The following is a 20,082-nucleotide window of genomic DNA, read 5'->3' on the forward strand; positions in this document are numbered from 1 at the left end:
TTCAAAACCCTCCCCCAATGGTTTTAAGTGAAGCATCGTATCCTCCTGTGCATGTACCGGGATTGCGCACGAAAGCACGATCAGGACGGTCCCAATAAGCTTGCACCACTTCCGCACATGCATAGGCATCTTCTTCATGTAACTGGCTCCGGTATCCCTCTTCGAAACTCACCATCTTGGCCGCCGTTTCTGGCGACACCCGAAACAACTTGCAAACTTCGGCCTGTGCAACTTGCACGTCGAGCTTCACATAGGATCCGCCTGTCTGATTTTGCATGAAAGAAATCATCCAGTAATAATGAAAAACCAACATGCGATGCAGTCCCGTCAATATCCTTGTGTCATCTGGAAGTCGAGTCTTTTCGGCTGCGTCAAAGACATCCTTGCGCACACTGTCTCCATACACTTGCATTGCCTGCGAGAAAGTCGCGTAGTCGCTCGGATGTTGTTGAAGCAAGGCCATCATCCAGAATGTTTGCTGGCAATGTCGCGCTTCGTGATAAAGCAAATCTGCGAAGGCTTTCAAGGTGCCATTCAATGCGGTCGTATTATTCGATGATGCAATGATCTTTGTTATTTCTCTCTCTTGGATAGCTATTACCCAGTATCTTCCGATAAATGATGCGCTGACATCCGGGCGCATGTTGTACCGGGACCACCCTTCACTTGCGCTAACAATATTGATCTTGGGAGTCGCACCATTTGATCTCATCGGATCGCCCAACGATCCAGTGGGCAATCCCAATGGCCCCGCATCAAGAGCTGTGCTCAATATATTTCCAACTGCAAGCGTGATGTTTGCCTTTAAGTCTTTTGATGTCTCGCCATTTAAGGTGTTGAACTTGCCCCACTCAATCCCATTGAGTGCCTTCTTGATCGCCGCCGTATAGGCCTTCGTCACCGGATACTCAACATCGCGGCGCACCGGCATGTCCGGGGGCGTATCGCCCTGTTTCGCCCCGTCGATGAAGTGGTGGAAGCGCAGCCCGAAGTTGAGCGGATCGCAGCTCGCGAACGCGGCCGGCTGACTCTCGGACGTAGCCCCCTGCTCCGGGGGGCTGACCTTCTTGCCCTTGATCGTTGTGGTGCGCTTGTCGGCGTTCGGCGCTCGGGCGGTGTAAGGCGTCGTGTTGTCGCGCACGACGGCCGCCCGGTTTACCGCAATCACCTTGTCCGGATCGCTCGCCGCTAGCAATTCCACCGTGCCGAACGCGATGTCATGGCTCGTCACCACGTCCGTTTCGCCCAGCTCGTTACTCACGCCCTCGATCACGCGGCCGTTGTCGAGCGTGACGCGGTACGGCTGGTTCGGTAGTGCGAACCCGCTGTCGTGTTCGAGCAGCACAAAGTGCGCGGCATATTGCCCCGGATGCTCGGGAGTGACCGGCTGGCGCATCGGCCGCACTTGCGCAGCGTCTGTCTGATGACTGCCTGCATAGACCGTGTGCTCGCCGGCCGTCCGCACCACGTAACCTTGATCGCTGATGCGAACCTCCGTACCGCCAGCGTGCAGCACGATTTCGTCTGCCGCGTGCAAGTGGATGCTGTCGGTTGTACTCGTGATGTTGATTGCCTTCTTTGCGGTGAGGTCAACACCGTCGGTCTGCGCTTCGATGCGTATTTTTCCCGCTGCGGCGACGAGTGCCATACCCGCCTTGTGCACGAACAACGAGAACGCATTCGATACGCTCGCAAACAGCGAACGCCCCACGGCAAGCCCGACATGCCGACCGCTTGTTACGGCAACATCCTCACCGCTCGCAATATGAGCGCCACGCTCAGCCGCCAGACTGAATCCGGCTGGTCCGGCCAGTACGATGTCAGCCTCTGTCAATTCCGGGAAATCGTCCGTGCCGGCCGGCGTATTGCCTCGAATCGCATCGTTGCGCGCCCTGATCGACTTGGTCACATCGCTCTGATCCGCATCGGGCTGTTGCGCTTGATGTCGTTGCGCCAGCCCCGTGAGGCTTTCCTGTAGCTCGTGCGCCTGCGTGAGTCGGCCAATGGCTTCCTTGGCGTCCTTCGCATGGCCCGGGCCGCCCGGTTGGCCGTCCGTCAGCAGAAACAAGCCCTTCAGCGCGCGCACCACGCCCCAGTCATCGGTGCGAAGATCGAACCCCTTGCCGCGTGCATCGGCGCGCCCCTTCTTTGGGGTAATACGTCGGAGATGGCCAAGACTCAGCTGTGACGTGCCGGCGTCGCTCGCAAGCTGCGTCTGGATTTGCTCGCGCGTATCGTCGATTGCCAGATGGCCGGACGCGTTGCCGTGGAGTTCTCGTCCGCGAATCACCGCTATCGCGTGATTGTGCGGCTGGTCCAGTGCAGGCTGGCGGAATGCGTTGACGGTACTACCGATAATCACCGGCAAATCAGGGTCACCGTAGTAGTGCGACACCGCCACTTCATGACCGATGCGCGGGATGAACGTCGCGCCCATGTCGGTGCCTTGCCACGGCGACAGCACACGCAGCCAGATGCCCGAATTCTCGTCGTGCTTGCCCTGCCGGTCCCATGCGAATTGCACCTTCACGCGGCCGTATTGGTCCGTCCAGATTTCCTGTCCGGTGGGGCCGACGACAATTGCTTTCTCAGGCCCGCCCATAATGGGCTTGCGTACGCTGCGCTCCAGCCTGAATGGCTCATTCGTCGGCAGCAGTTCGAATTGCGCGTCGGCGCGATAGGTTTGCGCGCTGCCGGCTTGCCCGCCGACTTCCTCGATATCGAGCGTGCAGGAAACGACGACGTACTCGCGATTCGCCGCCTGCTGCGGATGGCCGATGAGCGTAAAGGTGTGACCGACCGTGAGGCCGCGCAGATTCCCTTTGCCGTGTGCACGCCGTCCCACGCAGCGCTGCGCCTCAAGCTGCACACGCGCGAAGTGCCGCGCCTCCCGCTCCGTATCGTTCGGCTGGCCTGTCAGCCCTTGCGTGCCGGCGAGCGGCTGACTGTAGTCACCCCAGTCATAAATCTCGCCACCCGAACTGGCCGTCGGACGAGGGTCTTCCACGGTAACGCCCAGCCTCGCGCGTGGCCGCGTGTAGTCGTAATCCGTTACGCTCACGGACCCCGCCGTCAATCGACTGATCACGGACAGCGTGTGTATGTGTTCCTCGTCGATGCGCTGACCGCCGGGTGGCAGATAGCGCAAAGTCTCGTAAGCCTCCCCGTGCGGCTGGTATCCGCCCATCGGGTCGCACAAGACCAGACGGTGATGGCCGTCGTCATGTTCGAACCACCACCAGATGCCCCATTCTTCCCAGAGGCGTTGCAGGAACGCCCAGTCCGATTCAAAGGCCTGTCTCTGTACGTCGCGTTTCGGATAGACGCCCCTGAATGCGCCCAGGCGCTTATCGACGGGATAGGGGTATTTCGAGAGCACCGCATCGGTGATTTCGACGACGGTCATATCCTGAAACAGGCGGCAATCCTGCGTCAGGGTCGCGCGATAGAGCCATGGCCGCAGTTCGAGTTCGTACAGGATCGCCTTGCGATCCTGACCGGCAAGCCGTGCCGTTTCGACCAATCCGGTGATCTCGCGCGTACCCGCTCCGATGTTGCCAAGTCCGGCGGCGCCTACCATCCCCGGAATGAACCGACCTTTGCCTTCGAGCTGGATCGACACGGTGACTTCCGTGCCGACTATCCTGTCCAGATCGAGATCCGCCGTGCGGCTCGGCGAAACGGCATAGGCGTCGTCGGTGCGCAGCGCGACGAGATAGCGGCATTCATCGAGGCGGCCGATGGTTTCGGTGCCTTGCAGGCGCACCGGAATGAATACCGGCAGTGCATCCATCCCGTAGGTCGGTAGCGACGCACCCCCGATCGACAGCGTGCGAGCCTGAGCAAAAATCCCCATTTACTCCGCCCCCGTCGTTCGCTGACCAATGACGGTCGCACCGCACCCGCTTTTGTCGCCGTGATAACCCACGCGCCGGCCGTGATGCGTACGCTGGCCGCTCGCCAGCAACGGGAAAACGCCACCGCATGTCGGACAACGAACACCGTGGCCGTCAAGCGCAACATTGATGCCAAGATGCTTCAGGTCACTGGCAGCTTCGATGACGGTGCCGCCGTGGTCGGTTGAGTCACCCAGGCGGACCATTTCATGGCCTAGTGCATTCTTCATCAACGCTCTCGCAAATCACGTGGAGCGAGATTGATAACGCGGAAATTCGGCGCCGACTATGGGATGAATACGATTTTTCGGACTTTGACTTTCGTTAAACAAATGATGTTTGTTTTTACACGAGCGCAACGACGGCCGCGCACGAGCAGTTCGCCGTGCTGCGGACTGCGAAGTTTGCGGAAGTGCTGCGGGGTATCGAGTTCGCGCCGGGGACGGATACGGGGCGGTCGCACTGAGGCGGGCGAGCCCCGGCTGATACCGGGTGACGGAGGCCCGGCTGCGCGTTTCAGCGGCCGGGCCTTTCAACTGTGTCTTAGCGCGGGTTCAATCGGTGCGTTGCGCTTCACCGTCTTTCGGCTCCGCCTGCGCCGCGCGCTGCCAGATCGGGAACATCGCGTTCTGGACCGACGTCTGCGCGTCGATGACCTTGCGGTGATCGATGCCTGGCAGGTCGAGCAGCCGATCGACCGCCGCTTTCACGCCGTCGGCGTTCTGCGGGAACCCGCACGCGAACTGCTTGTTCGTATCGAACAGGATCCACCACACGTCCGACTCGTAGGGCCCCTGGTCGTTGGTTTCGATCACGACCGCGCCGAGGTCGGCCAGCGCGATTCCGTGCGTCGTGCCCTTCGGGTCGATTGCCTCGATGCGCGTATCGGTCGTGGTCACGACCCAGCGGCTCGGCGGGATGGGCGAAAGGGGCGGTGACGGTGCGGTGCCCGGTTGCGCCGCGTCGCCGGCGCCGGCCGGCGCGGCGGCATCCATCGCATCCATCGGATCGATCGCATCGATCGGATCGACTGGGCCATCCGGCACGATCCCCGTTGCAGGCGCGACGACGTCCTTGTTCCCGCGCCCGCCGATCCACGGCAACGCGGCGGCGCCAACCATGGCCGCAAGCCACAGGTAGTACCCGATGCCGAAAGCGTGGATCGGCTTGAAGTCCGGGCCGGTCGGAATCGTGTGCCATCCGAGCGCGAAGGCCGCGACCACGGCGAGCAGCGCGGACACGACACGGTTCGGCTTGATCAGCGCCACGACCAGCAGCGGGTTGCCGAGCCACGCGAATTGCAGGTCGAGGATCGCGAGCGGGCCGATCACGAGCACCATGTAACCGCGCCACCAGTGCACCGCGCCGATTGCATTCGGCGGTTCGGCGGCGACCGGTAGCAGCAGCGACACGACGTACAGCGCGACGAGGACGGCGCGCGCGAGGTTCAGGCGAGCGGAAGCGGTACGAGTCTGCATGTTGCCTTCTTGTTGTGCAGGGGCGAGCGACGCGGTCAATGCCGGACGGCCGTGCCGGCATTCACGACGCGTGGCGCGCACGCGTCGCAGGCGATTGTGGGCGATTCGCGCGGCGATGTCGAATGCGCACCGGACACCCGGCCTCGCCGCCCGCCGGCCGGCACGGCATCAAAGCGCTTCGACCAGCAACCGCTTGCTCTTCTCGCAATACTCGCGACACGCCGCTCGCGCCGCAGTCGCCGCGCCATGCACGAACCGCGGCGCATCCGCCCGCCGCGACATCGACACGACGATCGACGGCGGCGAAGGTTGCAGCGGCAGCTCGACGACTTCACCGCTTTCGATCAGCGCATCGACGAACAGACTCGGAATCGCCGCCACGCCAAACCCGTCGCGCACGAGCTGCACGATCACCGAGATCGACGGCGAGCCGGTGATGCGCGTGTCCGACAGCGGTACGCCGTGCGTGTGCGCGAGCGTACGCACGATGTCCTCCAGCGCACGATGCGGCGCCGTACCGCGCCCGTAGGTGAGAATCGGCTGCCGCAGCACCTGCCGCGCGAGCCCCGTGCGCGCATTCGGCAGCAACCCGGCACGCGCGATCCAGCGCACCGGATAGTTCGCGAGCGCATCGCACACGACCGACGCCTCGTCGCTGCCTTCCACGCGGATGATCAGGTCGAGCTCGCCGGCCATCAGCCGGCGCTGCAGCACGACGCTGACGTCGACGGTCAGGTCGATTTCCAGCTGCGGATAATCGGCCGCGAGCCGCCGCATATAGTGCGGCAGCCAGCTGTGCACGACGGTCTCGATCACGCCGAGCCGCAGCTTGCCGCGCAGCGCGCTCTCGCCGGATGCGGCAGCCTGCAGCTCCTGGGTCGCCTCGACCACGGCTTTCGCGTAGCCGAGCAGGTATTCGCCGTTCGGCGTGAGGCGGAATTCGCGGCTGTCGCGGTCGACGAGTACCGTCTGCAGTTCGTCCTCGAGCGCCTTCAGGCGCTGCGAGATCGCGGCCGGCGTCGCGTGCAGCGCGGCGGCCGTCGTACGGAAGTTGCGCAGCTTCGCGAGCGTGACGAAGGTTTCGAGAAAACGCGTGTTCATGGCGGTCGGACGGACGGTGGAGGCGCACTGTGCCGGTGAGGAAAAGTGAACGGAGCCGGGGAAAACCCCGAGATCCGTTAAGAAATTCTATACACGAAGCGCAAAAAAACTCGTTGGCGGCAAAATTTTTTCTTTTCTATTCTTCGCCGTATCCGATGACACGCCATCGTCATCCTGCCGACACACCGATCTGCCACAAGCCTTGACCACCATGACGCCTTCCGAATTCCGCCAGTCCGTGCGCCACGGCGCGTTCCGCGGCCCGACCGCCGGCCACTGCGGCCCGTACGCGCAAGCGAACCTCGCGATCCTGCCCGAAGCGGTCGCGCACGATTTCCTGCGCTTCTGCCAGGCGAACCCGAAAGCCTGCCCGCTGCTGGGCGTCGGCGAACCGGGCGCATTCCGGGTCGACGCGCTCGGCGAGGATCTCGACATCCGCACCGACGTGCCGAGCTACAACGTCTACCGCGACGGCCGCCTGACCGAGCGCGTCGAATCGCTGGAAGCACTGTGGCGCGACGATTTCGTCGTGTTCGCGATCGGCTGCTCGTTCTCGTTCGAGGACATGCTGGCCCGCGAAGGGATCGGCCTGCGCCACGTCGAGGAGGGGCGCAACGTGCCGATGTACCGCACGTCGATTCCGAACCGCCGCGCGGGGATCTTCGGCGGCCAGCTCGTCGTGTCGATGCGGCCGATGCGCGGCGCCGACGCGATCCGCGCGGTGCAGATCACGAGCCGGTTCCCCGGTGTGCACGGTGCGCCGATCCATCTCGGCGATCCGCGCGAACTGGGCATTGCCGATCTGAACGCGCCCGAATTCGGCGACGCGGTAACGATCCGCGACGGCGAGCTGCCGGTGTTCTGGGCGTGCGGCGTGACGCCGCAAACCGCGCTGATGGACGCGAAGCTGCCGATCGCGATTGCGCACACGCCGGGCCACATGCTGATGACCGACATCACGAACGCGTCGCTGGCCATATTCTGAGCCGGGGCAACGACGACCCGCACGACATACCGCACGGACGATCGCCATTTGACGGCGCATAACGACAGGAGCACCACCATGGAAAGCAAGACCCTCGCGGCGAGCGCCGCGGAGCCCGCGAGCCCCGAGCGCAACGGCCTGTTCTCGTGGTACGGGGACGCGCAGCCGCGCGAGCGCCGCGCGTTCTGGAGCTGCAAGGTCGGCTACATGCTCGACGGGATGGACACGCAGATGCTGTCGTTCGTGATCCCGACGCTCGTCGCGACGTGGGGCATCTCGCTCGCGGACGCGGGTTTCATCGGCACGATCACGCTGCTCGCGTCGGCGCTCGGCGGCTGGATCGCCGGCATCCTGTCCGACCGGATCGGCCGCGTGCGCACGCTGCAGCTCACCGTGCTGTGGTTCGCGGTGTTCACCGCGCTGTGCGGGCTCGCGCAGAGCTACCACCAGCTGCTCGCGGCGCGCGCGCTGATGGGCTTCGGCTTCGGCGGCGAATGGACGGCCGGCGCGGTGCTGATCGGCGAAGTGATCCGCGCGCGCGATCGCGGCAAGGCGGTCGGCCTCGTGCAGTCGGGCTGGGCGATCGGCTGGGGCCTGTGCGCACTGCTGTATGCGCTGCTGTTCTCGGTGCTGCCGGCCGAGCAGGCGTGGCGTGCGCTGTTCCTCGTCGGGCTGGCACCGGCACTGCTGGTCGTCGCGATCCGCCGCTACGTGAAGGAGCCGGACGTCTACGAGAAGGAGAAGGCCGCGCAGGCGAAGGTGGCCGATGCGCCGCGCCTCACCGAGATCTTCGCGCCGAAGCTGATCACGACGACGCTGCGCGCGGCGCTGCTGACGACCGGCGCGCAGGGCGGCTACTACGCGATCACGACGTGGCTGCCGACCTTCCTGAAGACCGAGCGTCACCTCACCGTGATGGGCACCGGCGGCTATCTCGCGATGATCATCTTCGGCTCGTGGGTCGGCTACCTGACGAGCGCGTACCTGACCGACCGCCTCGGCCGCAAGCCGAACTTCATCCTGTTCGCGGTCGGCTCGATGGTGATCGCGTTCGCGTACACGTCACTGAACCTGACCAACGCGTCGATGCTGTGGCTCGGCTTCCCGCTCGGCTTCTTCGCATCGGGCATCTTCTCGGGGATGGGCGCGTTCCTCACCGAACTGTTCCCGACCCGCGTGCGCGGCTCCGGCCAGGGCTTCTGCTACAACGTGGGCCGCGCGATCGGTGCGCTGTTCCCGTTCCTGATCGGCGCGCTGTCCAAGCAATACGGGCTCGGCATGAGCATCGGCATCTTCGCGGTCGCCGCGTACGGCGTGGTGATCGTCGCCGCGCTGACGCTGCCCGAGACACGCGGCCGCGAACTCGACGCCGCCTGACCAACGTCAGCGGCAGGGCGCTCCGCCCTTCAATTTTTTCCCCTTTCATCGACCCCGTGACACGGCGCGCGACGCGCGCCGTGCGGCGGCGCTCGTCCTTCGATTCAACGACGCATCGACCCGACATCATGACTGACCGACACCTTTCCCCCGTTCCGTCCGACGCCGCACGCTGGCAATTCTGGATCGACCGCGGCGGCACGTTCACCGACATCGTCGCGCGCCGGCCCGACGGCACGCTCGTCACGCACAAGCTGCTGTCGGAGAACCCCGAGCAATACCGCGACGCCGCCGTGGCCGGGATCCGCCACCTGCTGGGTCTCGCGGCCGGCGAGCCGATCACGCCCGAGCGCGTCGACATGGTGAAGATGGGCACGACGGTCGCGACCAACGCGCTGCTCGAACGCAAGGGCGAACGCACCGCGCTCGCGACGACGCGCGGCTTTCGCGACGTGCTGCGCATCGCGTACCAGAACCGGCCGCGCCTGTTCGATCTCGACATCGTGCTGCCCGACGCGCTGTACGAGACCGTCGTCGAGATCGACGAGCGCATCGGCGCGCACGGCGACGTCGTCGTGCCGCTCGATGTTCAGGGTGCCGAAGCGTCGCTGCGCCGCGTGTTCGACTCGGGCGTGCGCGCGCTCGCGATCGTGCTGATCCACGGCTATCGCTACACCGCGCACGAACGCGCGCTGGCGGACCTCGCGCGCCGCATCGGCTTCACGCAGGTCTCGGTGTCGCACGAGGTGTCGCCGCTGATGAAGATGGTGTCGCGCGGCGATACGACCGTGGTCGACGCGTACCTGTCGCCGATCCTGCGCCGCTACGTCGAGCAGGTCGCGCACGAGATGCCGGGCGTGAACCTGCAGTTCATGCAGAGCAGCGGCGGGCTGACGCGCGCCGACGTGTTCCAGGGCAAGGACGCGATCCTGTCGGGCCCGGCCGGCGGCATCGTCGGGATGGTGCGCGCCGCGCAGGCGGCCGGCTTCGAGCGCGTGATCGGCTTCGACATGGGCGGCACGTCGACCGACGTGTCGCACTACCACGGCGAGTTCGAGCGCGTGTTCGAGACGCAGGTGGCCGGCGTGCGGATGCGCGCGCCGATGATGAGCATCCATACGGTCGCCGCCGGCGGCGGCTCGGTGCTCGGCTTCGACGGCGCGCGGCTGCGCGTCGGGCCCGAGTCGGCCGGCGCGAACCCGGGGCCGGCCGCGTACCGGCGCGGCGGCCCGCTGACGGTGACCGACTGCAACGTGATGCTCGGCAAGATCCAGCCCGATCATTTCCCGCGCGTGTTCGGCCCGCAGGCGGATGAACCGCTCGACCGCGACGGCGTGGTCGCGAAGTTCGCCGCGCTCGCCGACGAGATCCACGCGGTGACGGGGCGGCGCGAGACACCCGAGGCGCTCGCCGAAGGCTTCCTCGAAATCGCGATCGGCAGCATGGCGAACGCGATCAAGAAGATCTCCGTGCAGCGCGGCCACGACGTGTCGCGCTACGTGCTGACGACGTTCGGCGGCGCGGGCGGCCAGCACGCGTGCGGCGTGGCCGACGCGCTCGGGATGACGCAGGTGTTCGCGCATCCGCTCGCGGGCGTGCTGTCCGCATACGGAATGGGGCTCGCCGACCAGACCGCGATGCGCGAGCGGGCGGTCGAGGCCGTGTTGTCGGACGATTCGCTGCCGGCGCTGAATGGCGCGCTCGACCGGCTGGCCGACGAGGCGGTCGGCGCGCTGCTCGAACAGGGGGTGCCGCCGGAGCGGATCGCGACCGAGCGCCGCGTACACCTGCGCTACCAGGGCACCGATTCGGCGCTCGACGTGCCGGCCGGCAGCGTTGCGGCGATGCAGCAGGCGTTCGAGGCCGCGTATCGGCAACGCTACGCGTTCCTGATGCCCGGCACGCCGCTCGTGGCCGAACTCGCATCGGTCGAGGCGATCGGCCGCTCCGACGCGCCGGTGGAGATCGCGCCGCTCGCCCCGCGCGGCGACGGCGACGACGCCGCGCTGCGCGCGCATTCCGCGGTGCGCTTCCATTCCGGCGGCCAATGGCACGACGCGGCGCTGTACGTACGCGACACGCTGCTGGCCGGAGACGCGATCGACGGCCCGGCGATCGTCGCGGAGAAGAACGGCACGACCGTCGTCGAGCCCGGCTGGCGCGCGCAGATGACCGCGCAGGGCAACCTCGTGCTGACGCGCGTCACGCCGCTGCCGACACGCCGCTCGCTCGGCACCGACGCCGATCCGGTGCGGCTCGAGATCTTCAACAACCTGTTCATGTCGATCGCCGAGCAGATGGGGCTGCGGCTGCAGAACACCGCGTACTCGGTGAACATCAAGGAGCGCCTCGACTTCTCCTGCGCGATCTTCGACGGCGACGGCAACCTGATCGCGAACGCGCCGCACATGCCCGTGCACCTCGGCTCGATGGGCGAGAGCATCCGCACGGTGATCGAGCGCAATCGCGGCCGCATGCGCGACGGCGACGTATTCATGCTGAACGACCCGTATCACGGCGGCACGCACCTGCCGGACGTGACCGTCATCACGCCGGTGTTCGCGGACGGCTCGGACGCGCCGCTGTTCTATGTCGGCTCGCGCGGCCACCACGCGGACATCGGCGGCACGACGCCGGGCTCGATGCCGCCCGATTCGACCCACATCGACGAAGAGGGCGTGCTGATCGACAACTGGCAGCTCGTGTCGGCCGGCACGCTGCGCGATGCGGACACCCGCGCGCTGCTCGCGTCGGGCCGCTACCCGGCGCGCAACGTCGAGCAGAACATGGCCGACCTGCGCGCGCAGGTCGCCGCGAACCAGAAAGGCGTCGACGAGCTGCGCCGGATCGTCGCGCAGTTCGGCCGCGACGTCGTGCTCGCGTTCATGGGGCACGTGCAGGACAACGCGGAAGAAGCCGTGCGGCGCGTGATCGGCGCGCTGCAGGACGGCGCATACCGCTACCCGCTCGACAACGGCGCGGAGATTCGCGTCGCGATCCGCGTCGACCGGGCGGCGCGGCGCGCGGAAATCGATTTCACGGGCACGTCCGCGCAGCTCGACAACAACTTCAACGCGCCGAAGGCCGTGTGCATGGCCGCCGTACTGTACGTGTTCCGCACGCTGGTCGGCGACGACATCCCGCTGAACGCCGGCTGCCTGAAGCCGCTCACGGTGATCGTGCCCGCGCGCTCGATGCTGAACCCCGAGTATCCGGCGGCGGTCGTGTCGGGCAACGTCGAGACGTCGTCGGCGATCACCAACGCGCTGTACGGCGCGCTCGGCTGCGTCGCGTCGAGCCAGGGCACGATGAATAACTTCACATTCGGCAATGATCGCTACCAATACTACGAGACTATTGCGGGCGGCAGCGGTGCCGGCGACGGCTTCGCGGGCGTCGGCGCGGTGCAGACGCACATGACGAACTCGCGGCTCACCGATCCGGAGGTGCTCGAATGGCGCTACCCGGTGCGGCTCGACTCGCACCGGATCCGCGCCGGGTCGGGCGGCGGCGGGCGCTGGCGCGGCGGCGACGGCGCGGTACGGCGGATCCGCTTCCTCGAGCCGATGATCGCGTCGATCCTGTCGAACAACCGGATCCACGCGCCGTTCGGCGCGGCGGGCGGCGAGGCCGGCGCGCTCGGCCGCAACACGATCGAGCGCGCGGACGGCACGGTCGAGGCGCTCGACCATATCGGCCGCGCGCAGATGGCGCCGGGCGACGTGTTCGTCGTCGAAACCCCCGGCGGCGGCGGATACGGTGCGGCGGGCTGAGCCGTACACCCGGCGCGGGCACCCCGCGCCGGGTGCGTGGCAACATTGCAACGAACTGTGGAATAAAGCCGCGCATTAACGCACGAACGGAATCAAAAATGACGGGAAATCGGGTCGCCGGCATGCGATCCGACCCTGTCGCCACGATCCTGTCACATCGCTGCCACCGAATGCTGGAATCAGCCGCAAACGCCCGCCTGGCGGGGCGCTCAGCCCGTCTCGCCGAACCCGTTGCGCACCGCCGCAACCGCGATTGAGCGGGCTGCCAATCATGAAAAATCCGGCTTGCCAATCGAGTCCCGATTCCTTGACACTCTGCTCTAAATGTGAGTGCCAATCATGATCGTCATTTGATAAGATGGCTCTCATCATTCGTTAGGCACAACCTGCGCGCATCACGCGCGAACGCCGGGTCGCATTAGCTGGAAACAAGTACGGGACGAGGCCCATCATCACGGCAATTACGGTCGCCGTTCCGGGTGCGCGCGACGCGCGGCCCGGAAGGGCGGGCGGCCGGCTCGCTCCGTCTACACTGTGCGTTTTTTCTGGATCGGGGCGTCTCCATGGATGACGAAAACGATAGCGCGGTGCTCGAGGCGCATGTCGGTACGCGCAGCCCCTGCTGGCGTCTCGGCAGCGACAGCAATGCACTCGAACTGGCGGCCGTCCGCGGCCTGACCAACGTCGCCGTTGCGCTGACGGTCGAACAGGCCGCGCGCATCCGCGCGCTGACCGGCGTCACGTCGCACCTCGTGCTCGACATCGCGCTGTTTGGCAATCCCGTCAGCCTCCACCTCGTCGGCCGGAAGGTCGACACGACCGACTGGGCCGGCACGGCCTCCGCGTATTCCGATACCGAATCCGTCGCGGGCGATCTCGCGCACGGGCTCGCGTTTGCCGAGCAGGTCGTGTCCGAAGTGAATTCGCTCGTCGTGATCCTCGACCGCAACGGGATGGTGCAGCGCTTCAACCGCCTGTGCGAGGAAGTGACGGGCAAGCGCGAGGTCGACGTGATCGGCCGCAGCGCGTTCGAGCTGTTCATGAGCCCCGAGCAGGGCGCGCAGTCGCGCAGCAACATTTCCGGCTTTTTCGCGAGCAACCACTCGTTCGCGGTCGAGCGCTACATCAACACGGTCAACGGGCCGCGCCTGTTCCAGTTCCGCAACAAGTTCGTGCAGAGCGGCAGCGGCGTCGACGAGCAGTTCCTGATCTGCTCGGGCATCGATATCACCGAGGAGCGCAGCGCGCAGCAGCGGCTCAGCGAACTCGCGAACACCGATGTGCTCACCGGGCTGCCGAACCGCCATGCGATCAGCGAGCGCATCCACGCGGCGATCGCCGCGGAGACCGCCGCGTCGCGCGGGCAGGTCGGCATCCTGTTCCTCGATCTCGACAACTTCAAGCGTGTCAACGATCACTACGGGCACATCACCGGCGACCGGCTGCTGCAGGACGTGTCGTCGATCATCAGCGGCTGCCTGCCGTCCGGTGCGACGCTCGCGCGGCTCGGCGGCGACGAATTCCTCGTGCTGTTCGAGCACGGCACGCGGCCGCTGCTCGAAGCGACCGCGCAGATCATCCTCGAACGGCTGCGCACGCCGATCCATCTCGGACTGATGGAGGTCTACACGAGCTGCTCGATCGGCATCGCGATGCATCCGCAGCACGGCGATTCGCTCGAGACGCTGATCCGCAGCGCCGATACCGCGATGTACGTCGCGAAGGAAGAGGGCAAGCATACGTATCGCGTGTTCTCGCTGGAGATGAACCAGAAGGTTGCGAAGTACATGTGGCTCGACACGAACCTGCGCAAGGCGCTCGAGGAGGAGCAGTTCGTGCTGCACTACCAGCCGGTCGTCGATATCGCGACCGGCGACGTGCACGGTGTCGAGGCGCTGGTCCGCTGGCAGTCGCCCGACCGCGGGCTCGTCGCGCCGGTCGAGTTCATCCGCTTCGCGGAGGAGTCGGGCCTGATCGCGCCGCTCGGGCGCTGGGTGATGCGCAGCGCGGCCGCGCAGGCCGCCGCCTGGAAGGCGAAGGGGCTCGGCATCCGGATCGCGGTGAACGTGTCCGCGCGGCAGTTGCAGGACATGAACATCGTGTACCAGCTGGCGTCGATCCTCGACGCCGCGGGGCTGAAGCCCGGCCTGCTCGACATCGAGCTGACCGAAAGCTGCTTCATCGAGGACGAGGATGCGGCCAACGGGCTGATGCGCCAGTTCCGCCAGCTCGGCGCGGAGATCCATCTCGACGATTTCGGCACCGGCTATTCGTCGCTGTCGCAGCTGTCGCGCCTGCCGCTCGACGCGATCAAGCTCGACCGCAGTTTCATCACGGGCATCGACCGCAATCCGCGCTCGCAGGCGCTGGTGCGCTCGGTCGTGTCGCTCGCGAAGGCGCTGAATTTCGCGGTGGTTGCCGAAGGCGTCGAAACGCATGCGGAAGCCGAGTTCCTCAAGCAGCTCGACGTCGATCACGCGCAGGGCTACTACTACGCGCGCCCGATGCCGGCGCAGGCGTTCGAGGCGTGGCTCGCGGAGACGAGAAAGCTCAGGCTGATCGCCTGAGCTTCGTTCATGAACGGGCGCCGCCGGCAAGCGGCGGCGCCCGTCGCATTACACGGTGCGCAGCTTCGACACGCGCCGGTTCTGCAGCATCACGAGGCGTTCCATGTACGCGAGATCCTTCGGCTCGATCGTGAACGCCGCATGCACCCACGCTTCCGTGATGTCCATCAGCTCGGAGCGCGTCAGCTGGAACACCCGCTCGCGGGCGCGCAGCATCGCGCGCACGCCGTTCAGCTTCGGCTTCGTCACGTCGATGAAGGTGCGCGTCGCGAGATACGCGTCGCCCGCGTCGAACGTCTGGTCGATCAGGCCGCGATCCTCGTACCACTCGGCCGCGTGCGCTTCACCGGTCGCGATCAACTGCTCCGCGAGACCCCGATCGGCCTTGCGCGCGACGAGCGAATAGCCGCCCATGCCCGGGAACAGGTTGAACGCGATCTCGGGGAACCCGAGTTTCACGCCCTTCTGCGCGAGCATGTAGTGATGCGCGAGCGCGGCCTCGAAGCCGCCGCCGAGCGCGCTGCCCTCGACCATCGCGATCGAGATCGCGCCGGTACCGAAGCCCGTGTAGATCTCGTACACGCCGTCGATGCACGAGCGCGCATAGGCCATCAGCAGGTCACGCTTGCCGCTGCGGATCGCGTCGACGAAGAAGCTCAGGTCGCCGCCGACGTTGAACAGCTCGGGGACGAGCGAGCCCGTCACCCAGAAGTCGAACGGCAGGCCCGAGTCGCGCGCGACGCGTGCGAGATGGATGATGTCGGTAACGAGTTGTTGGTTGAAGCACGGCCGCGGCTCCGATCGCAGCATCATCCACATGACATTACGTCCCTCTTCATAAAAGGCAGTCAGTTGCGTGAGTTCGCCGGCTTCATAAAACGGGCGGCACGCGGGATGGGATTGGAGTTGCATGGTATGTCCTCGTGAGATGTGGTTTTTGAAGACCATCGCGCCCGGTGCCGAGCGGGAGGCGAGTTCCCGCCGGGCGCCGGGCGCGAGGCATCGCCATTGTTGCGCGCGCACATTCGGCGTATCTGTGGAATGGGTCACCGGAAAGGCGCGCGGGCCCATGCTGGACGGCGGTCGAGGACAAACGGTCGAGGAGCGGGGAGCGTCCGGCCGGGCCGGTATCGCGGCGTTCCGGACGTGACGACGGAATGCGGGCAGGCCGCATGACGGCAAACTTGAGAACGGCGCGGCAATGCCGCGTGCGACGCAGGCAGTCGTAACCGCACATTGGCAATGCGGGGAGCGTGTCGCGACCGCTCGCCGTGCAGGGTATTCACGGGTGCCGACGGGGATCCGGCAAATTTTTTGCGGCGTTAGAATCGCGCGCCCGTTCATATCTGCGTGCCCCGTTCCGCACGCAGGGACGCAGATCTCCTCCGCGGCCGGCATCCGACGGAACTTGCCAGAGTCGGTCGGCTTCAGCCAACATTCGCATCCGGCACGGCCGCGCGTTCCGAGCGCGGCCGGCATGGAGGAGAACACGTATGTCAGAGAAACATCGGGTCCTGGTACTGGACGACGATCCGGAGGTGCGCGCCTGGTTGAGGGGCGTGCTGGAAGAGGCAGGGTTCGACGTATCGACGGCCGACAGCGCGGCGATGATGCAGCAGCAACTGGCCGCCGCGCCGCACGCGCTCGTCATCCTCGACCTGAAGCTGCGCGGCGAGGATGGCCTGACTGTGGCGCGCGAGCTGCGACGCCGGTCCGACGTCTCGATCATCATGATCAGCGGGCTGGGCGACGAGACGGACCGCGTGCTCGGCCTCGAAACCGCAGCGGACGATTTCATCACGAAGCCGGTGTCCGGGCGCGAGCTGATCGCGCGCGTGCGCGCGCAGCTGCGCCGCACGACCGAGCTGTCGATGCCGCGTCCCGCACCGAACGGCGGCGGCCCGCGCTTCTGCTTCGACGGCTGGACGCTCGATTTCGCCGCGCGGACGCTTACGCACGGCGGCAATCCGTGCGCGCTGACGCAGGGCGAATTCGAACTGCTCGCCGCGATGGTGCAGCAGCCGTCGCGCGTCTGGTCCCGCGACCAGTTGCTCGAACATACGCGCGGCTTCGGCATCGACGTGTACGACCGGACGATCGACGTGCTGATCCTGCGCCTGCGCCGCAAGATCGAGCCGAATCCCGAGCAGCCGACCTATATCCGCACGCAGCGTGGTATCGGCTATGTGTTCGCGGTACCCGTCGTGCGTGTGTGACGCGATGCGCACGACGTTCAGGCTGGTGCCGCCCTGGAGTGTCCGGGCCAAGCTGATCGCGACGTTTCTGCTGCTGTTCGGCATCACGCTCGCGGTCGTGGTGGTCGGCGTGCTCGGCATGCGCGCGAACCAGAACGCGCTCGACGAATACGAAGCGAACGTCGTGCCGGAGATTGCCCGCGCGCTCGAGTTGTCGGACAAGGTCGCGCAGCTCGCTGCGGTCGCGCCGAGCATGATGCTGACCGATTCGCCAGACCTGCTTCACAACGACACCGAGCTGCTGCGCGGCCTGCTCGGCGACATCCGGCGGCTGTCGCCCGGCTTCGGCAAACAGCCCGGCCCCGCCGCGAAGGCGGGCGAACAACTTGCCGTGATCGACGATCTCGACGCGATCGACCAGGATCTCGCCCGGCTGCTGATCGTGTCAGGCCGGCAGCGGCAGCTCAAGGAGGAGTTGAGCGACCTGCGCCTCGCGAACGACCGCATCGGCGACAGCATCGCGCGCGACAAGAGTGTGATCGCGCAGCGCGCGCCGACGCTGCTCGAGATCTGGGCACGCACGGCCGGTGCGCTGCAGGCGGCGAACGCGGCGGAGCTCGGCAGCGCGGAAAGCGATAACGAGGCGCTGTGGCTGCGCGTGCGTGAACGCGGCGAAGACCGTCGCCAGCCGGCGCTTGCCGACGCGCTGCAGCGCCTCGATGGCGGCACGCGCAACGCGTTCGCGGTGCGCCGCGAGTTCTTGTCGAGCGAAGCGCAGACGGGCTATCTCGTCACGCTCCTGCGCGGCCACGCGGACCACCTGAGCGGCAAGTCGGCGCGCTACGTCGAGCGGTTGCGGCAGATCGCCAGCGAACGCAGCGACAAGGTGCGCAAGGTCGCGGTGTCCAGCCAGTCGGGCCTGTTGCTGCTGGCCGTCGCGGGCGTCGCCGTGGCGCTGCTCGGCGTCGCGTATGCGAGCCGCATCCTGCACAAGTTGCAGGCGATGACGCGCGTGATGGCGCGACTCGCGAAAGGGATCACGTCCGACCAGATGCCGTCGACGCATCGGCCGGACGAAATCGGCGAGCTGGCGCGCGCGTTCGAGGTGTTCCGCACCAACCTGATCGAGAAAGAGCAACTGACCCAGGGGCTCGAGTCGCAGCGCCGCCTGCAGGAGTCGGTGCTCAACTCGATGAACGACGGGGTGTCCGTCCACGACACGCACGGCAGCTTGATCGCGTGGAATCCGACCTTCGCGACGCTGCTCGGGATCGACCCGGGAGCGCTGCATGCGGGTCTGTCGCTCGCGACGCTGCGGCAGGCCATGCATCAGCCCGCGCGCTGGCGCCAGGTGTCGCGCGAGACCGCGACCCGCACGTCGGACGGCGCGCGCATTGCCGCATCGGCCGAACTGCACCTGCGCGACCATCGGACCCTCGAATTCCACTGCCAGCCGCTTCCGGACGGCGGATGGGTGGCGGTCTGCCGCGACCTGACGAGCCGGCGCGCGGTCGAGGCAGCGTTGCGCCAGGCACAGAAGATGGACGTGCTCGGCCAGTTGACGGGCGGCGTCGCGCACGATTTCAACAACTTCCTCGTCGCGATACTCGGCAACCTGGAGCTGCTGCTGCCGCGGCTCGACGGGCAGCAGGACGCGCAGACGATGGCCGAGCGGGCGCGCCGCGCGGCCGAACGCGCGTCGCGGCTCACGCGGCGGTTACTCGCGTTCGCGCGGCGCCAGCCGCTGCAGGCCGAACGCGTGTCGGTCAGGGCGATGCTCGCGGAGATGCTCGATCTCGTCGAATACTCGGCGGGCCAGCGCGTGACCGTCGTGCTGGAGCCGGCCGCCGACGCGATGTGGGTGAACGTCGACCGCGGCCAGCTCGAGAACGCGGTCCTCAACCTGACGCTCAACAGCGCAGCCGCGATGCCGGACGGCGGGACGCTGGCGCTGGCCGCGCGCCGCGAACCGGCCGCGGACGGTGCCGCGGCGCCGCCGGCGATCGTGCTGAGTGTCACCGACACGGGCTGCGGAATCGCGCCGGTGCTGCTCGACAAGGTGATCGAGCCGTTCTTCACGACCAAGGCGGCTGGCGAGGGGAGCGGGCTCGGGCTCAGCAGCGTCTACGGCTTCGTGCGCCAGAGCGGCGGCGATCTGCGCATTCACAGCGAGGTCGGCCATGGAACGCGCGTCGACCTGTGGCTGCCCGAGTGCGCCGCACCCGAACGGCGCGGCGCACCGGCCGTCGTTGCGGCCGCGCCCGTTGCCGGACAAGCCGGTGCTCGCGTGCTCGTGGTGGACGACGATCCCGAGGTGCGCGACACGGCGCTCAGCCAGTTCGCGGCGCTCGGCGCGCGGGCCGACGCGGTGGCGACCGGCGACGCGGCATTCCGCTGGCTGGCCGAGCACGGCCCCGTCACGCTCGTGCTGTCGGACATCTCGCTCGGCGCGGGCGGCAGCGGTATCGCGTTCGCGGCGCGGCTCGCCGAGCGCTGGCCGGCACAGCGTGTCGTGCTTACCTCGGGCTTGCCGCCCGAGATTCATCAGACCCATCCCGACTGGCGCGCAGACCTGCCGTTCGTGCCGAAGCCGTTCGATCTCGCGGCACTCGCCGCGCTGCTGGCCTGACGCGCGACGGCGATTGTTTCGATTGTTAATGGCGCGCCGCGTTTCCGAAATTTTCGATTAACCGGACTGGAGTCTCATAGA

The 20,082-nt window shown here is 66.6% G+C and carries 11 protein-coding genes; 6 read left to right on the top strand and 5 right to left on the bottom strand.

Annotated elements, in window-relative coordinates:
* Nucleotide 1 precedes the first annotated feature (1 nt).
* The 4 genes from QZM67_RS14235 to QZM67_RS14250 all read right to left on the bottom strand — a co-directional run bounded on the left by QZM67_RS14235 (nucleotide 2) and on the right by QZM67_RS14250 (nucleotide 6,475).
* Nucleotides 2-3,793, bottom strand: coding sequence for a type VI secretion system Vgr family protein (locus QZM67_RS14235; RefSeq protein ID WP_301804052.1), 3,792 nt, complete (start codon nucleotides 3,791-3,793; stop codon nucleotides 2-4).
* A 63-nt stretch (nucleotides 3,794-3,856) separates the two neighbouring features.
* Nucleotides 3,857-4,126 carry a PAAR domain-containing protein gene (locus tag QZM67_RS14240; RefSeq protein WP_301804054.1) on the bottom strand — a complete coding sequence of 90 codons (270 nt, stop codon included), beginning with the start codon at nucleotides 4,124-4,126 and terminating at the stop codon, nucleotides 3,857-3,859.
* A 324-nt stretch (nucleotides 4,127-4,450) separates the two neighbouring features.
* On the bottom strand, nucleotides 4,451-5,374 hold the full coding sequence (locus QZM67_RS14245) for a hypothetical protein (RefSeq protein ID WP_301804058.1): 924 nt from the start codon (nucleotides 5,372-5,374) through the stop codon (nucleotides 4,451-4,453).
* A 168-nt stretch (nucleotides 5,375-5,542) separates the two neighbouring features.
* The gene (locus QZM67_RS14250; RefSeq protein ID WP_175025674.1) at nucleotides 5,543-6,475 is read right to left on the bottom strand and encodes a LysR family transcriptional regulator; all 933 of its coding nucleotides are present in this window, start codon (nucleotides 6,473-6,475) and stop codon (nucleotides 5,543-5,545) included.
* A gap of 211 nt (nucleotides 6,476-6,686) precedes the next feature.
* Between QZM67_RS14250 and QZM67_RS14255 the strand changes: the two genes are divergently transcribed.
* The 4 genes from QZM67_RS14255 to pdeR all read left to right on the top strand — a co-directional run bounded on the left by QZM67_RS14255 (nucleotide 6,687) and on the right by pdeR (nucleotide 15,177).
* Nucleotides 6,687-7,460, top strand: a complete 774-nt coding sequence (locus tag QZM67_RS14255) for a putative hydro-lyase (protein ID WP_175025675.1) — start codon at nucleotides 6,687-6,689, stop codon at nucleotides 7,458-7,460.
* 78 nt (nucleotides 7,461-7,538) lie between these two features.
* Nucleotides 7,539-8,837, top strand: coding sequence for an MFS transporter (locus QZM67_RS14260; RefSeq protein WP_043178405.1), 1,299 nt, complete (start codon nucleotides 7,539-7,541; stop codon nucleotides 8,835-8,837).
* A gap of 128 nt (nucleotides 8,838-8,965) precedes the next feature.
* Nucleotides 8,966-12,610: a hydantoinase B/oxoprolinase family protein gene (locus tag QZM67_RS14265; RefSeq protein ID WP_301804063.1), complete on the top strand. Its 3,645-nt coding sequence runs from the start codon at nucleotides 8,966-8,968 to the stop codon at nucleotides 12,608-12,610.
* Between the two features lie 563 nt (nucleotides 12,611-13,173).
* Complete coding sequence (gene pdeR / locus QZM67_RS14270) at nucleotides 13,174-15,177, top strand: cyclic di-GMP phosphodiesterase (protein ID WP_175025677.1); 2,004 nt, start codon at nucleotides 13,174-13,176, stop codon at nucleotides 15,175-15,177.
* 48 nt (nucleotides 15,178-15,225) lie between these two features.
* Here the strand turns inward: pdeR and QZM67_RS14275 are convergent, their stop codons facing one another.
* Nucleotides 15,226-16,089 (bottom strand): crotonase/enoyl-CoA hydratase family protein, encoded by an 864-nt coding sequence (locus tag QZM67_RS14275; protein ID WP_043178398.1) that lies wholly within the window; start codon nucleotides 16,087-16,089, stop codon nucleotides 15,226-15,228.
* A gap of 581 nt (nucleotides 16,090-16,670) precedes the next feature.
* Here QZM67_RS14275 and QZM67_RS14280 point away from each other — a divergent pair.
* Together QZM67_RS14280 and QZM67_RS14285 are read left to right on the top strand one after the other, a co-directional pair.
* Nucleotides 16,671-17,393 carry a winged helix-turn-helix domain-containing protein gene (locus QZM67_RS14280; RefSeq protein WP_175025678.1) on the top strand — a complete coding sequence of 241 codons (723 nt, stop codon included), beginning with the start codon at nucleotides 16,671-16,673 and terminating at the stop codon, nucleotides 17,391-17,393.
* A gap of 4 nt (nucleotides 17,394-17,397) precedes the next feature.
* Nucleotides 17,398-20,001, top strand: a complete 2,604-nt coding sequence (locus tag QZM67_RS14285) for a PAS-domain containing protein (protein ID WP_301804070.1) — start codon at nucleotides 17,398-17,400, stop codon at nucleotides 19,999-20,001.
* The last annotated feature ends 81 nt before the right edge of the window (nucleotides 20,002-20,082 follow it).

This window comes from Burkholderia sp. AU45251 (genome assembly GCF_030482905.1).
GTDB lineage: Bacteria > Pseudomonadota > Gammaproteobacteria > Burkholderiales > Burkholderiaceae > Burkholderia > Burkholderia aenigmatica.